The sequence below is a fragment of the Stenotrophomonas sp. AB1(2024) genome (assembly GCF_037482345.1).
Lineage (GTDB): Bacteria > Pseudomonadota > Gammaproteobacteria > Xanthomonadales > Xanthomonadaceae > Stenotrophomonas.
Genome location: NZ_JBBHKO020000001.1, coordinates 615,135 through 628,981 on the forward strand (window position 1 = coordinate 615,135; position 13,847 = coordinate 628,981).

A 13,847-nucleotide genomic window follows, 5' to 3' on the forward strand; every position below is an offset into this window, starting at 1 on the left:
GATGGTTGCAGCCGCAACGGCCGCCCCCTGACTCAGGGAGCTCTGCAGGGCCTTGGCCCACCGCTGGCCGGCAGCGACTTTCTGCGCTGCACGGCGTGATGTCGGCGACCGGTACAATGGGCGGTCATCAGCTGCTCGCCTACCGGATTGCATGGACATCGTCGTCAAAGAAGAACTCAAGGCCTACATTGATCCGCTTACCGCCGATGAACATGAGGCACTGGAGCGCAGCATCCTGGCCGAAGGCTGCCGCGACGCGCTGGTGCTGTGGAACGACGTGCTGGTGGATGGGCACAACCGCTACGGCATCTGCCAGAAGCATGGCCTGACCTTCCAGACGGTGCAGAACACCCGCTTCCAGTCGATGGACGATGTGCACCTGTGGATGATCGAACAGCACCTGGGCCGGCGCAGCGTGTCCGATTTCCAGCGCGGCGTGCTGGCCCTGCGCAAGCGCGACATCCTGGCCGAGCGCCACCGCGCCGACCAGGCCCAGCTGCAGCGCGAAAGCGACGGCGAGATCGCCGATGCCACGCCCGAAGGCGATGAGGACAGCCCGCCGTGGGCGCCAGCGCCGAAGGTAAGCCGCGCCGACATGGCACGCGAAGCCCGGTTGAGCAGCAGCCAGGTGACGATGATCGAACGCATCCACAAACAGGCCGCGCCCGAACTGGTCGAAGCGGTCAAGAGCGGGGTCATTTCGATCAGCGCCGCCGCAGCGGTGTCGGCCTTGCCGGAAGAGGAACAGCGCGCTGCCGCGGCAGCCGGCAAGGACGAACTGAAGCAGGCCGCCAAGCGCGTGCGCGAGGCCAAGCGCAAGCCGCGCAAGCCGGTGCAGGAGGTCCTGCACAGCGCCGATGGCGAGGTGGCGGTCGATCCGAGCCGTGAGGCCGAGATCGCCGAAGCGCTTGCCTCGCTGGGCGAAGGCCCGGCCGAGCTGCGCCAGCGGGTGATCGCGCTGACCCTGGAGAACGATGCGCTGCGCGCACAGCTAACGTCACTTCGCCGACAGGTCGGCGAAGTGGCTTGATCCGCGTGGCCGGCCAACGGCCGGCGCTACCGTCGAGCGTTGAGGATTTTCATGGTAGCGCCGGCCGTTGGCCGGCCCTCCAGAATGCCTGTCGAGGCGGCGTTCGCACCGGGGTCGATACACTTGAGACATGAACAGCTCTTCATCGGTTGATCCGCGCCGTGCGCAGCTGCGCCGCCTCAAAGCCATCGCCCTGGCGATGCTGCTGGCCATGCTGGTCGGCTTCGTCGTCAGCCATCTCAATGGCGAACGCGGTATCTGGGCGTGGGTATCGGCGTTCTGCGAAGCGGCCGCAGTGGGCGCGCTGGCCGACTGGTTCGCGGTGGTGGCGCTGTTCCGCCGCCCGCTGGGCCTGCCGATCCCGCACACAGCGATCATCCCGCGCAGCAAGGAGCGCATCGCCGACAGCCTGGCGGTGTTCGTGCGCGACCAGTTCCTGGAACCGCAGGCGCTGCTGGCCCGGCTGCAGGTATTCGATCCCGCCAGCCGGCTCGGCAGTTGGCTGGCCGATCCAGCACGTTCACGGCTTCTCGCCGACATGGCCCGTGGCTGGGCCCTGCAGGCGCTGGATTTCCTCGACGAAGCCGCCGTGCGCCGCAGCATCCAGGCCTTCGTGGTCGAGCAGTTGCGGCAGTGGAACGCGGCGGCCACCGCCGGTGAACTGCTGGGCCTGCTCACCGCCGACAACCGCCACCAGCGGGTGCTCGACGAGGGGCTGACCCGTATCAGCCAATGGATGGACAACGAGGCAGTACGGCAGCGCGCGTCCGAACTGATCGTGCGTTACATCCAGCGCGAATGGCCCAAGCTGGCCAGCACGGTCAACTGGGTCAAACCGATCGACGAGATCGGCGACAGTCTGGCCGAGCGCATGGCGCACGCGGTGCTGGCCGAACTGCAGCAGATCCTGGCCGAGCCGGAACACCCGTTGCGCAAGGATTACGAGGCCTGGCTGGGCGACTACATCCAGCGCCTGCGCAACGATCCGGCCCTGGCCGAGAAGGTCGAACAGCTCAAGCAGCAGGTGATCGACCACCCGGCGGTGCAGGAGTACGTGCAGGGCCTGTGGGCGCGCATCCACGCCAGCCTGCGCGCCGACCTGTCCAGCGAATCTTCTGCGCTGGCCGGCCACCTGCAGCGCAGCCTGGGCAAGATCGGCCAGGCGCTGCAGGAGGACCCTTCACTGCGCGAGGCGCTCAACCAGCACCTCATGGACGGCGCCGAGCGCCTGACCACCCGGTTGCGCGAGGGCGTGACCAGCCATATCGCGCAGACCGTGAAGGGCTGGGACGAACGGCACCTGGTGGAGCAGCTGGAGCTGAGCGTGGGTCGCGACCTGCAGTTCATCCGGTTCAACGGCACCTTGGTGGGTGGGTTGATCGGACTGTTGCTGCATGCGCTGACCGTGTGGATGCATTGGTAGGGCCTGCCCTACGCAGCCACGCAGGGCGTGGCTCTACGTCTGTTTGTGGTGGGCCCGGTTGACAGATTGCCCGGGTGTTTTTGAGACGTGGTTCGCGTATTCTGCCGCGCATTCAGGGCTGGAGTGGCCCACCGGGGGAACCATGCGAAGGACGATCATGACGCTGGCGCTGTGCGCGCTGGCCTGCAACGCCCACGCCGGGCGCGTGTACAAGTGCGCGAACGGCGCCCAGACCATCTACCAGACGGTACCCTGCCCACCCGAGCAGGACACCGGCGTGACCCGTCCGATTGTCAAAGACCCCAACCTCACGTGGGAAGAGCGCACCCGCGCCCAGCGCGACCTGCACCAGGCACGCCGCCGCATGCAGGCTGACGCTGGCCGTGGAGAGCCCCCGGTCCGCGGCACCGTGATCGACGGCGCGGCCAATCCGGAGCAATGCGAAGAACTACGCGCACGACGCGAGATCAGCGAGATGTTCGGACGCCCCGCACCGGAGCGGATCGACGCCGAAATCGCTAGGGCCTGCAGCTCGCGCTGAACGAAGCGTTCGACCTGTCGGATAAGGCCTTGCACGATGTATCCAAATGGATACATTCGGTGTATGGTTACGGTCCAGGCTACGGAAGCGTTCGACAAATGGATGCGCAGGCTGCGTGATACGCGCGCCCGTGCAGTGATTGCCGAACGCATCCAACGGATGGCTCAGGGTCTGCCGGTGGATATCAAACCCATCGGCAGCGGCGTCAGTGAGCTGCGGATTCACCATGGCCCCGGCTACCGCGTGTACTTCACGCGGCGGGGCCGGCAAATCATCATCCTGCTCTGCGCAGGCGACAAGGACAGCCAAGCTCCGGACATCCTGCAGGCGCAGAAGATGGCCGCCCATTTCCCGCGTGGAACGTGATGCAACCACAGCGCGCAACTGCCTCTTCAGGATTCAACCATGAGCAAGCCAGTCCTCGTTGCTTTCGATCCCGCGGATCATCTGGTCGACGATGCGGCCATTGCGCAGTACCTCACCGAGGCACTTTCCGCGGATGAGGCCGCGCATTTCCAGGATGCACTCCAGGTGGTGGCGCGCGCCCGTGGCATGGCGCAGATTGCCGAGGCCTCTGGCCTCGGGCGGGAGAGTCTCTACAAGGCACTCAAGCCGGGCGCGCATCCTCGCTTCGATACCGTTCAACGGGTACTTGGTGCTCTCGGTGTGCGCCTGATCATCGAGCCGCTGGAACAGCCAGGTCCAGCCTGACGTCCATCAGGCCACGGCGCGCACCGCGTCTACGAGCGATTGCATCTGCGCGGGCGTGCTGAAGATGCCCGGTGTCACGCGTACGCAGGCGCCGGACGCCAATCCCTCGCGGGCCACCACGAAGACCCCGGACTGTTGCAGCATGCGCTCGGCCGTGGCGGCGTTGGCTTCCAGGCTGACCTGCCCGCGCAGGCGGAAGGCGGCGATGGCGCTGGACAGACGCGGATCCGGTGACGCCAGCAGTTGGATCCGGGCGTCTTCGCGAAGCGCGTCCAGCCACTGGTTGCGCAGGCGCAGCAGGCGCGCGCGCTTGTTGGCCACGCCGATCCGCTGGTGCAGCGATACCGCGGCCGGCAAGGCCATGACCGCCGCGAAGTTGACCGTGCCGGTGTGGACGCGGCTGTCGATATCGCCGGTGTCGGCCTCGCCCATGCAGGGATCCAGGTCCTGAACGCGTCCGCGACGCACGTAGAGCGCACCCATGCCGACCGGTGCGCCGATCCACTTGTGCAGGTTGATGCCGACGAAATCCGCGCCCAGCGCGTGCAGCGGCGTGTCGACTTGGCCGACGCCATGGGCCGCATCCAGCACCACGTCCGCGCCGGCCGCGCGGGCCAGTGCGCTGATCTCCGCTACCGGCAGCAGCATGCCGTTTCGATGGCCGACCTGGGTGAGCAGCAGCAGGCGGGTGCGCGGGTAGCGCACCAGCGCCTGGCGGTAGGTGTCCACGATGCCGTCATGGTCGAACGGCTCCGGCAGCACGATGCGCTGTACGTCCACCCCCCTGCGTTCGCGCAGCCACTGCACGGCGGCGATCGCGCTTTCGTGGTCGGTGTCCGCATACAGCACGGTATCGCCCGGAGACAGGTGCCGATAGCCGGCAATCAGTACCTGCATCGCTTCCGTCGCGCCCCGGGTCAGCGCGATCTCATCCGGGCCCACGCCGAGCGCTTCGGCCAGCGTTGCACGCGCGTGTTCCAACAACGCCGGGAACTCCCGCCGCCCGAACCAGGCATTCTCACTGTTCACCCGCGCTGTGGCGCGCTGATACGACTGCAACACTGGCCGCGCCATCGCGCCCCAGTAGCCGTTGTCGAGCATGACCACCTCGTCGGTGAGGTCGTACAGCGCCGCTACCTGAGACCACCAGTCCTCATCGGCTGCCAGCATGTAAGGGTCGCGCCCGGCTGGATCGGGCAAGGCGTCGAGAGCGTGCAGGTCTGCGTCGGTCATGCGGCCAGTATTGCAGCCGCCGCGCGAAGAGCGGGTGGCGCGAAACGCCGATCAATCTTGCCGAAGCGAATGATAATGACTATCATTAGCGTACTGGATGCTTGCTCGGTCCCGTCCTGCGCGCTGCCGATGGTGGCGCTGCCGTGCGCGACAGAGGCAACACCGTTCTCCAGGGATACCCCCGCCCTGTGCGGCGGCTTGGCCACGGATGGCCACCCTCCCTCTGTCACCGGCCCCGGCCGGTGACGTTCGTTGTTCGACCCGACATTGCAGGTTCCCGTGGACAGCACGCCTGATGCCAGCTGGTTCAACCGCTTCGGCGGTTTCTTCGACCGCCCCTGGCTGGGAGTGCTGTCGCGTTCGTTGGCCGCGATCATCGGCGGCTACGCGCTGGCCGCCACCTGCGCGATGTTCTTCGCCGTGGCCCTGCCCATCGCCCGCGCCCAGGCGGTGCTGACCGGCATGCTGGTGGCGATCGTGCTGTGCGCCTGCGCCGCGCTGTGGGCTTTCGCCACCCGCACCGCACTGCGTGCCTGGATCGGCATCGCCGCGCCCACCGCGTTGTTCTGGCTGGGCACCCTCGCACTGGGAGCACGTGCATGAAGAATGGATTCCGCCAGTCCATGGCCTGGCTGCACACCTGGACCGGGCTGCTGGTGGGCTGGCTGCTGCTGCTCATCTTCATGGCCGGCACCGCCAGCTACTACCGCGAAGAAATCAGCCGCTGGATGCGCCCGGAGCTGCCGCGCAGCAGCGCGTCCACCGAGGTCGCCGCCGAGCGCGCGGTGACCTTCCTGCAGCACAAGGCACCGCAGGCCGAAAGCTGGAACGTGACCCTGCCCGATCCGCGCAACCCGGCCATGCGCATGTTCTGGCGCAACCCCGAATCGATGGTGATGCCACCGGCCGAAGGTGAAAAGCGCCGCCGCGGCGGTGGCCGCTTCGGTGATGCCACGGTGGACCCGGCCAGCGGCGAGGAAGTGGCCGCGCGCGAAACCCGTGGCGGCGATTTCTTCTACCGCCTGCATTTCGACCTGCACTATATCCCGGTGCTGTGGGCGCGCTACCTGGTAGGTTTCTGCGCGATGTTCATGCTGGTGGCGATCATCACCGGGGTGATCACCCACAAGAAGATCTTCAAGGATTTCTTCACCTTCCGGCCGGAGAAGGGTCTGCGTTCGTGGCTGGACTTCCACAACGTCAGCGCGGTGATGGCCCTGCCCTACCACGCGATGATCACCTACACCGGCATTGTCACACTGATGTTCATGTACCTGCCGCAGGGCGTAAGCGTGGCTTATCCCAAGGATGAAGACGCGTTCTTCAGCGAGGCCTTTGCGCGCCTGGCCGATCCGGCCGACGCCGCCGAAGGCAGCGCGGCGCCGCTGCCGATCCAGCAACTGCTCGACAGCGCGCGTGCCGAATGGAAGGGCGCGCAGGTCAGCGGCTTCACCGTGTTCCACCCCGGCGCGGCCAATGCGGTGATCGACATCTACCAGCGCGACGGCAAGCGGCTGTCGGTCGACACACCTTCGCTGCGCTACCACGCGGTCAGCGGCGCGCTGATCGAGACCAGCCCGGTACCCGGCGGCGCCACCCACACCCGTGGCGTGATGTACGGCCTGCACATGGCCCGCTTCGCGGATTGGGGCCTGCGCGCCCTGTTCTTCCTGTCCGGCCTAGTGGGTTGCCTGATGGTGGCCAGCGGCGTAGTGCTGTGGGCGGTCAAGGAACGTCCGAAGCACGCCAAGGCCGGCAGGATCGGCTTCGGCCTGCGGCTGGTGGATGCGCTCAACATCGGCGCCGTGGCCGGCCTGCCGATCGCGTTTGCCGCGTACTTCTGGGGCAACCGGTTGCTGCCGCTGGAAATGGCGGAGCGCGCCGACGCAGAAGCCAGCGTGTTCTTCTATGCCTGGGGCGCTGCCCTGCTGGCGGCCTTCGTCTGGCCCAAGCGGTTGATGTGGGCCTGGCAGCTGTACCTGGGCGCGGCCTTGTTCGCTCTGATCCCGGTGATCAATGTGCGCACCACCAATGCACATCTTGGCGTAACCCTGCGCACCGGCGACTGGGCGCTGGCCGGGTTCGACCTGGTGATGCTCGCCTTCGGCGCGATGCTGGGGTACTGCGGCCTGCGCATGCAGCGTTGGCAGCCTGCGCTGAGCGCGGCCGAGAAGCGGCGCCAGGCCGCTGCCCTTGCCGCCACCGCGAATACCGCCGAGGCCAGCGCATGATGCTGCTGGCGCTCACATTGAATTTTTCTGCGTTCACCGCACTGTCGCTGGCGATGGAAAAGCACCAGCTCGACCTGCACGGCACGGCGCACGCCGGCCCCGCGCGCATGCGGCTGTGGCGTTGGCTGGGTTGGGCATTGCTGGCGACCGCGTTCGGCATCTGCGTGGCCGACCACGGCTGGGCCGCCGGCCCGGTGCTGTGGCTGGGCGCGATGACGATCAGTGGCCTGCTGATCGCGTTCGGCCTGTATCCCTGGCGACCGCGCTGGATCGCGCCGCTGGCCTGGGCGTTGCCGGTGCTGGGCTTGGGCGCCGCCGCTTTCTAGCGCCGGACGCATGCCACGACCAACGGTCGTGGCCTACCGCGACGATCAGTGCCGACCGTTGGTTGGCACGGTAACCCATCGGTAGGTGCCGACCGTTGGTCGGCACGCTTCGATCAGGCGCCGAAACGCCGGATCTCCCACGCGCGGTGGATGCGCGGATTGCGCTCGAAATCCTCGCCGATGGTATCGGCGGAAATCTCGCGGCACTCGGCGAATTCCTTGATCGCTTCCTCGTCCAGCTTGAAGCGGCGGAAGTTGTTCGAGAAGTACAGCACGCCTTCCGGGCTCAACCGCGCCACGGCCGCACGCAGCAGCCGCACATGCTCGCGCTGCACGTCGAAATCCTCGGCGCGGGCGGAGTTGGAGAAGGTCGGCGGATCGCAGAAGATCACATCGAACCGGTGCCGCTCGGCTTCCAGCCAGGCCAGTGCATCGGCCTGTATCAGCTGGTGCTGGCTGCCGCCCTTGCCGTTCAGGGCCAGGTTGTCGGCGCACCACTGCAGGTAGGTACCGGACAGGTCCACGCTGGTGGTGGAGGCCGCACCGGCCACCGCTGCCTGCACGCTGGCCACGCCGGTGTAGCAGAACAGGTTGAGGAAGCGCTTGCCCTGCGCTTCCCTGGCCATATGCCAGCGCAGCGGGCGATGGTCCAGGAACAGGCCGGTGTCCAGGTAATCGAACAGGTTCACGCGCAGCAGCGCATCGTTCTCGCGCACCAGCACGAATTCGCCGCGCTGTTCGAAGCGGCCGTACTTGCTGCCGCCCTTGCCGCGCTCGCGGGACTTCAGTGCGACCTGCTCGGCCGGCACCTGGAACACTTCGCGGGCGGCCGAGAGCAGCTCATTGCGGCGGCGGCGCACGTCCACGTCGGGAATGGTCGCCGGTGCCGCGTATTCCTGCACGTGCAGGAAGGTGCGGCCAGCGCCACCGTCTTCTTCGTACACGTCGATCGCGGCGGCGTACTCGGGCAGGTCGGCGTCATATACGCGGTAGCAGGTGACCTGCTCGCGCGCCTTCCAGGTCTTGAACTTGCGGATGTTCTTGCGCAGGCGGTTGGCCACCATCTGCGCGCCTTCGCTGAGTTCGCGCGGCTGGCCTGCATTCTCCCGCTGCGGCACCGCAATGGGATCGCACACGATCAACGCGCACTCGATGGCGCCGTTGAACAGCTGGTATTTCTTGTTGGCACGCAGGCCGGTGGCGAATGCCAGTTCAGCACTGCCGCACAGCAGGCTGGCCCGCCACTGCGGCACGGCGCGCTTGAGCGCGTCGCCCAGGCGGCGATACAGCACCGCATCGGCCGCCAGGCGTTCGTCATACGGGGGATTGCAGACCACGCAGCCGGTTTCCTGCGGTGGCACCTGCACGTCGGCCACGTCGCGCACGCCGAACCAGATCGCCTCGGCGACACCGGCGGTTTCCGCGTTTTCCTTCGCTGCGCGGATCGCGTGCGGGTCGATATCGCTGCCGTGGATCACCTGCTTGAGCGCAGCGCGCCCGGCCTGCTCGCGGGTGCGCGCCTCGGCCATCAAGGCGTTCCAGGCCTCGCGGTCGAAGCCCAGCCAGCGGCTCGGCGGAATGCTGCCGTGGCGCTGCAGGCCCGGGGCCACGTCGGCGGCCATCAGCGCGCCTTCGATCAGCAGCGTGCCGCTGCCGCACATCGGGTCGAGCAGGCCACCGCCTTCGGCATGGATCTTGGGCCAGTTGGCCCGCATCAGCACCGCCGCCGCCAGGTTTTCCTTCAGCGGCGCCTCGTTCTGCGCCATGCGCCAACCGCGCCGGTGCATCGGGCCGCCGCCCAGGTCGATCGAGATCGAGGCGCGGCCCTTGCGCAGGGACAGGTTGATGCGCACATCCGGGAACTCGGTGTTCACCGACGGCCGCTCCAGGCCCTGCGCGCGCAGGCTGTCGACCACACCGTCCTTGACCCGCTGCGCCGCAAAGCGGGCGTGGGTGATTTCGGTGCCCGACACGTGGGCGTCCACCGACAGGGTCAGCTCCGGGCTGATGTGCTGCTCCCACGGCATCGACGACACGCCCTGGTACAGCGATCCCTCGTCCGGGCAGTCGAACTCGGCCAGCGGCCACAGCACCCGGCTGGCCAGCCGCGACCACAGCACCACCTTGAGCGCCTGCGGCAGCCCGCCTTCGGCATTGACGCCGGAAATGGTGGCGGTGGCCTTGGGCAGGCCCAGCGCCAGCAGTTCGTCGGCGAGCAGGTACTCCAGGCCCTTGGCGCAGGAAACAAAGAATTTCACGGGATCGGTATCGCAGGTCAGCAGGGAGGGGGTGCCTACGGGCGCCGCAGGCGACCCGGGCGCAGGCGCCAGACCGGGCATTGTACGTGACCCGACCGGCGACGCCGTCGCGGCCGGCCATTGCCCTGCAGGCCGTGTAGAGCCGGGCCCTGCCCGGCTGAACGCACGAACGCACGAACGCACGAACGCAGCAGAGCAGCGGCGCGGCGCCCCCTCTACGCCAGGCTGGCCAGCAGCGCCTCGAAGGCCTGGGCCGATGCATCCACGTGGTTGTTCAGGCGATGCCCGTCATCCACCAGCAGCAGCCGCGCAGCGCGCTGCTGCGCCCAGGCGATCACATCGGCGGCCGGAATCAGCTCGTCGTGCCAGGCATGAACCACACTGGTGGGCACGCGGGCAGCGTCCAGTGCCGGCATCGGCCCCATCCGGGTCGGCGGCACCATCAGGAACAGGCCACGGGTGGGCACCTGCAGCGAGGCGATGGCGGAAATGTAGGCCCCCAGCGACGAACCGGCCAACACCACCGGGCCCAGGGCAGCGGCGGCGCTGGCGTGCTCCACCAGGCGCTGCAGGCGGGCGCGGACATCGCCCACGCTGCTGACCTCGCGCAGGGCATCCAGGTCGGTGTAATCGGGGCGTTCATGGGTCCAGCCCAACCGCTGGGCCACGTCGGCCAGCGCGGTCACCTTGGTGGCGTCCGGGCCGCTTTCAAAGCCGTGGGAAAGAATGCAGTGGCCGCGGCTCATGCAGCCACCGCGTGGAAATCGATGTAAGCGTTCATGGCCGAATGCTAGCATCGGCGCATGCCCGACCGCGCCCCGCCCCGCATCGCTCTGCAGCCGCTGCCCTACGTGGCGCAGCTTGGCACGCGCGTGCCGGCCGACATCGACCTGGTGGTGATCCACTGCACCGAACTGCCGGACCTGGCGATGGCGCGGACCTACGGCGAACGCGTGTTGTACGACAGCGGCAGCGGCAACAGCGGCCACTACTACATCGACCGCAGCGGCAGCATCGTGCAGTACGTGCCGATCGACCGCGTGGCCCACCACGTGAGCGGCTACAACCCGCGTTCGATCGGCATCGAACTGGTCAACACCGGCCGTTACCCGCACTGGCTGGACTCGCGCCACCAGGCGATGGACGAGCCCTACCCGGACGCCCAGATCGCCGCACTGATCGACCTGCTCCAGCACCTGTGCGACACCCTGCCCGCCCTGCACCACATCGCCGGCCACGAAACACTCGACACCCGCCAGGAGGTGGCCAGCGACGACCCGGAACGCCGCGTCCCGCGCAAACGCGACCCGGGCCCGTTGTTCCCGTGGCCGCGCGTGTTGGCCGCAATTCCGTTGACCTCATTGGCCCCTTGATCGACGCCCCGATGTGTCTGCCATGCGGCCGGAGCCGATGGGGGCGGCGGTCATTCCCCCGTTGCTACCGGCCGTGACGAATCCGACACCCACCCGCTCCACGAATCCGCATAGATCCGCGCGCCCTTCAGCCCGGCCACTTCCATCGCCAACAACAGATGGCACGCAGTCACGCCCGATCCACACATCAGCACCACCTGCTGCGGATCATGCGTCCCGATCAACGGCCGCAGTGCGGCCTGCAGGTCAGCGGCCGGACGCAGGCGGCCCTCATGCACGTTCAACCCAAACGGGCGGTTCACCGCCCCCGGCACATGGCCCGCCACCGGATCCAGCGGCTCCACCTCACCACGGAACCGTTCACCGGCACGCGCATCCAGCAACCAGCCCGGCGCATGCTTCAGCCGCGCGGCAACCTCGTCCACCGACGCCACCTGTGTGGTGTCGAAGCGCCCCGGATACGCTGGCAACGGCACCACCTCCGGCGCCTCCGTAGACAACGGCAGCCCGGCAGCCTGCCAGGCCGCAACGCCGCCATCGAGCACCGCCACGCGGGTGTGCCCGATCAACCGCAGCAGCCACCACGCGCGCGCGGCCGCCATGCTGCCGTCGCCGCCGTCGTAGACCACCACCTGGGTATCCGGGCCGATGCCCCAGCGTCCCAGCGTGGCGGCAAACGCATCACTGTCCGGCAACGGGTGGCGACCGTGGCCGACCACGGTCATGTCGGCCAGGTCACGATTTACATCCGCCCGCAAGGCCCCGGGCAGATGTCCCTGCGCGTAGTCCCGCGCGCCCGACTGCGCGTCAGCCAGCGAAAAGCGCGCATCCAGCACCCGCGGTGCGGCGCTGGCGGTGGCACGTGCATCCAGCAGGCGGGCATCACCCTGCGCCAGCGCGCTGGACAGCGTCGCCACGTCGACAAGGGTGGTCCAGGGTTCCGGGATCACGGTAGTCATTCCAGTTGCTCCAGGCGGCGGCGCAGGTTGTAGAGAATGGCAGCGGTGGCGCCCCAGATCCGCTGCCCGGGCCAGCCGTATTCCAGCACGTGGCGTATGCGCCCACGGTGGTCGATCTCGACCTGGTGGAGGTTGGCCGGGTCCATCAGGTAATCGAACGGCACCTCGAAGACTTCGGCCACTTCATCCGGCTGCGGCACGGCCACGAAAGCCGGGTCGATCACCGCCACGACCGGCATCACCCGATACCCGGTGATGGTCACGAACGGGTCGAGGTAACCCAGTACCTGCACCTGATCGTGCGGCAACGCGATCTCCTCGTTGCTCTCGCGGATGGCCGCCGCAACCGCGTCGCGGTCGTCCGCTTCCTGGCGGCCACCGGGAAACCCCACCTGGCCACCGTGTTGGCGCAGCGTGTCGGTACGGCGGGTCAGCAGCACCTGCGCACCGGACGCACGCGGAATGATGCCGGCCAGCACCGCCGCTTCCACCGGCGGGCCCGTCGGCAGCAGGTCGGCCAGTTCACTGCGGTTCCAGCCATCGCCGCCAGGCGGTGCATCGAGTGGGTGCAGCGCGCGCAGCAGGCGCTCGTGACCGGCCAGCGAGCCGCCCAGCGATTGCCGCAGTTGTTCGCGCAGCGGCAGCACCTGCCGCATGACATGCTCGTGTTCGTGTGGGGTCATCGTCGACCAGCGGGTGATTTCATCCACGTTGCGCAGGCAGCCACCACACAGGCCGGCGCGGTCGAGCACGCAGGTTCCGATGCAGGGGCTGGGCATGGCATGGGGGACGTTTTCCGGGGAGTGCACCGGGCAACAGTAGCGCGAATGGGGCGGTTCCAACACTGCGGGAGCCGACCAACGGTCGGCGCTACCGCAGGTGTTGAAAACAAAAAACGCGCCGATGTTGCCATCGACGCGTTCTTGTTTTCAGTCGTTCTTACTTGACGCTGACCAGCTTGATTTCAAACTGCACGGCCACGTTCGGCGGGAACGGGGTACGCGGGTCGGCACCGTAGGCCTGTTCCGGCGGCAGGGTGACCTCCCACTTCGAACCGGCCGGCATCTGCAGCAGCACTTCGCGCATGGCCTTCATTTCGACTTCGCTGACCTTGATCGACGGAATCTGCTGCGCCGGGCGCGCTTCGGTCGGACGCTGGCCGAACGGGTACGGGCCGGCCACTTCCAGCTGCACGGTGCTGGCCTGGGTCGGCTTGGCACCCTTGCCGGCTTCGATGATGCGGTACTGCACGCCGCTCGGCAGCGCCTGCACGCCGGCCTTGGCCTTGTTGGCGGCCAGGAACGTGTTGCTCTTGGTCTTGTTTTCGGCGGCAGCCTTTTCGTACTCGGCCTTGGCAGCCTGGGCACGACCCTGCTCACGCTTCTGGAAGGCTTCGACGGCCGGCTTGAGCTGCTCGGCGGTGATCGCCGGCTGCTTCTTGGCGTAGGCATCCTGCAGGCCCTTCACCACCGAATTGATGTCCAGCTGTTCGCCGCGACCGGTGAGCTCAGCCAGGTTGTTGCCGTAGTCGTAACCGAAGTAATAGCTCAGCTTGCCCTTTTCGGACGAAGTGTCCTGGGCGAAGGCATTGCCCGTCAGGGCCAGGGCCGCGACGGCGACCGCGATAGAACGCAACTTCATCAAACGTTTCTCCAGGGGTGGTAACTCAGGACGCGTTGGGCCGCCCTGAGGCGACGGGTTAGGATAGCCGTCGCAACGTTGAACCGCCACTAACGACGAAGGCTATGACCTGCCTTTGTTT

General features: G+C 67.6%; 15 protein-coding genes. 9 read left to right on the plus strand and 6 right to left on the minus strand.

Annotated elements, in window-relative coordinates; translation table 11 throughout:
- The first annotated feature begins 151 nt into the window (after positions 1-151).
- The 5 genes from WIX41_RS02970 (at position 152) to WIX41_RS02990 (ending at position 3,705) form a co-directional block, all read left to right on the plus strand.
- Positions 152-1,030, plus strand: a complete 879-nt coding sequence (locus WIX41_RS02970; protein ID WP_339445685.1) for a plasmid replication/partition related protein — start codon at positions 152-154, stop codon at positions 1,028-1,030.
- A 130-nt stretch (positions 1,031-1,160) separates the two neighbouring features.
- Positions 1,161-2,453, plus strand: a complete 1,293-nt coding sequence (locus WIX41_RS02975) for a DUF445 domain-containing protein (protein ID WP_339445686.1) — start codon at positions 1,161-1,163, stop codon at positions 2,451-2,453.
- Positions 2,454-2,595: 142 nt separating this feature from the next.
- Positions 2,596-2,994 carry a hypothetical protein gene (locus WIX41_RS02980; RefSeq protein WP_339445687.1) on the plus strand — a complete coding sequence of 133 codons (399 nt, stop codon included), beginning with the start codon at positions 2,596-2,598 and terminating at the stop codon, positions 2,992-2,994.
- A gap of 63 nt (positions 2,995-3,057) precedes the next feature.
- A complete protein-coding gene (locus tag WIX41_RS02985) occupies positions 3,058-3,360 on the plus strand; it encodes a type II toxin-antitoxin system RelE/ParE family toxin (RefSeq protein ID WP_184124221.1) in 303 nt (100 codons plus the stop codon).
- 39 nt (positions 3,361-3,399) lie between these two features.
- Positions 3,400-3,705, plus strand: a complete 306-nt coding sequence (locus WIX41_RS02990; protein ID WP_339445688.1) for an addiction module antidote protein — start codon at positions 3,400-3,402, stop codon at positions 3,703-3,705.
- A 6-nt stretch (positions 3,706-3,711) separates the two neighbouring features.
- On the opposite strand, the gene WIX41_RS02995 is transcribed toward WIX41_RS02990, so the two are convergent.
- A complete protein-coding gene (locus tag WIX41_RS02995) occupies positions 3,712-4,938 on the minus strand; it encodes an aminotransferase class V-fold PLP-dependent enzyme (protein WP_339445689.1) in 1,227 nt (408 codons plus the stop codon).
- Between the two features lie 279 nt (positions 4,939-5,217).
- Here WIX41_RS02995 and WIX41_RS03000 point away from each other — a divergent pair, with 279 nt between their 5' ends.
- The 3 genes from WIX41_RS03000 to WIX41_RS03010 are packed head-to-tail and all read left to right on the plus strand — an operon-like array spanning position 5,218 to position 7,495.
- The gene (locus tag WIX41_RS03000; RefSeq protein WP_339445690.1) at positions 5,218-5,541 is read left to right on the plus strand and encodes a DUF3649 domain-containing protein; all 324 of its coding nucleotides are present in this window, start codon (positions 5,218-5,220) and stop codon (positions 5,539-5,541) included.
- Entirely contained in the window at positions 5,538-7,169 is a 1,632-nt protein-coding gene (locus tag WIX41_RS03005; protein WP_339445691.1) for a PepSY-associated TM helix domain-containing protein, read from the plus strand. The genes WIX41_RS03000 and WIX41_RS03005 overlap by 4 nt, the downstream gene beginning before the upstream one ends.
- Positions 7,166-7,495 (plus strand): DUF3325 domain-containing protein, encoded by a 330-nt coding sequence (locus WIX41_RS03010; RefSeq protein WP_409187305.1) that lies wholly within the window; start codon positions 7,166-7,168, stop codon positions 7,493-7,495. Before WIX41_RS03005 ends, WIX41_RS03010 begins: the two co-directional genes overlap by 4 nt.
- 113 nt (positions 7,496-7,608) lie before the next feature.
- Here WIX41_RS03010 and rlmKL read toward each other — a convergent pair whose 3' ends face one another.
- A complete protein-coding gene (rlmKL, locus tag WIX41_RS03015) occupies positions 7,609-9,753 on the minus strand; it encodes a bifunctional 23S rRNA (guanine(2069)-N(7))-methyltransferase RlmK/23S rRNA (guanine(2445)-N(2))-methyltransferase RlmL (RefSeq protein WP_339445693.1) in 2,145 nt (714 codons plus the stop codon).
- Between the two features lie 215 nt (positions 9,754-9,968).
- Positions 9,969-10,499, minus strand: a complete 531-nt coding sequence (locus tag WIX41_RS03020; protein ID WP_339445694.1) for a hypothetical protein — start codon at positions 10,497-10,499, stop codon at positions 9,969-9,971.
- Positions 10,500-10,556: 57 nt separating this feature from the next.
- Between WIX41_RS03020 and WIX41_RS03025 the strand changes: the two genes are divergently transcribed.
- Positions 10,557-11,126 carry an N-acetylmuramoyl-L-alanine amidase gene (locus WIX41_RS03025; protein ID WP_339445695.1) on the plus strand — a complete coding sequence of 190 codons (570 nt, stop codon included), beginning with the start codon at positions 10,557-10,559 and terminating at the stop codon, positions 11,124-11,126.
- A 50-nt stretch (positions 11,127-11,176) separates the two neighbouring features.
- Here the strand turns inward: WIX41_RS03025 and WIX41_RS03030 are convergent, their stop codons facing one another.
- The 3 genes from WIX41_RS03030 to WIX41_RS03040 form a co-directional block, all read right to left on the minus strand.
- Positions 11,177-12,085 (minus strand): sulfurtransferase, encoded by a 909-nt coding sequence (locus WIX41_RS03030; RefSeq protein ID WP_339445696.1) that lies wholly within the window; start codon positions 12,083-12,085, stop codon positions 11,177-11,179.
- A complete protein-coding gene (locus tag WIX41_RS03035) occupies positions 12,082-12,864 on the minus strand; it encodes a CoA pyrophosphatase (RefSeq protein ID WP_339445697.1) in 783 nt (260 codons plus the stop codon). Before WIX41_RS03035 ends, WIX41_RS03030 begins: the two co-directional genes overlap by 4 nt.
- Positions 12,865-13,024: 160 nt before the next feature.
- Positions 13,025-13,726, minus strand: coding sequence for an FKBP-type peptidyl-prolyl cis-trans isomerase N-terminal domain-containing protein (locus WIX41_RS03040; protein ID WP_339445698.1), 702 nt, complete (start codon positions 13,724-13,726; stop codon positions 13,025-13,027).
- Positions 13,727-13,847 lie beyond the last annotated feature (121 nt).

Excerpts from the sequence above, each read along its gene's own strand:
- WIX41_RS02970 (WP_339445685.1), top strand. The coding sequence starts at position 152 with ATGGACATCGTCGTCAAAGAAGAACTCAAGGCCTACATTGATCCGCTT.
- WIX41_RS02975 (WP_339445686.1), top strand. The coding sequence starts at position 1,161 with ATGAACAGCTCTTCATCGGTTGATCCGCGCCGTGCGCAGCTGCGCCGC.
- WIX41_RS02980 (WP_339445687.1), top strand. The coding sequence starts at position 2,596 with ATGCGAAGGACGATCATGACGCTGGCGCTGTGCGCGCTGGCCTGCAAC.
- WIX41_RS02985 (WP_184124221.1), top strand. The coding sequence starts at position 3,058 with ATGGTTACGGTCCAGGCTACGGAAGCGTTCGACAAATGGATGCGCAGG.
- WIX41_RS02990 (WP_339445688.1), top strand. The coding sequence starts at position 3,400 with ATGAGCAAGCCAGTCCTCGTTGCTTTCGATCCCGCGGATCATCTGGTC.
- WIX41_RS02995 (WP_339445689.1), bottom strand. The coding sequence starts at position 4,938 with ATGACCGACGCAGACCTGCACGCTCTCGACGCCTTGCCCGATCCAGCC.
- WIX41_RS03005 (WP_339445691.1), top strand. The coding sequence starts at position 5,538 with ATGAAGAATGGATTCCGCCAGTCCATGGCCTGGCTGCACACCTGGACC.
- WIX41_RS03010 (WP_409187305.1), top strand. The coding sequence starts at position 7,166 with ATGATGCTGCTGGCGCTCACATTGAATTTTTCTGCGTTCACCGCACTG.
- WIX41_RS03020 (WP_339445694.1), bottom strand. The coding sequence starts at position 10,499 with ATGAGCCGCGGCCACTGCATTCTTTCCCACGGCTTTGAAAGCGGCCCG.
- WIX41_RS03025 (WP_339445695.1), top strand. The coding sequence starts at position 10,557 with ATGCCCGACCGCGCCCCGCCCCGCATCGCTCTGCAGCCGCTGCCCTAC.
- WIX41_RS03030 (WP_339445696.1), bottom strand. The coding sequence starts at position 12,085 with ATGACTACCGTGATCCCGGAACCCTGGACCACCCTTGTCGACGTGGCG.
- WIX41_RS03035 (WP_339445697.1), bottom strand. The coding sequence starts at position 12,864 with ATGCCCAGCCCCTGCATCGGAACCTGCGTGCTCGACCGCGCCGGCCTG.
- WIX41_RS03040 (WP_339445698.1), bottom strand. The coding sequence starts at position 13,726 with ATGAAGTTGCGTTCTATCGCGGTCGCCGTCGCGGCCCTGGCCCTGACG.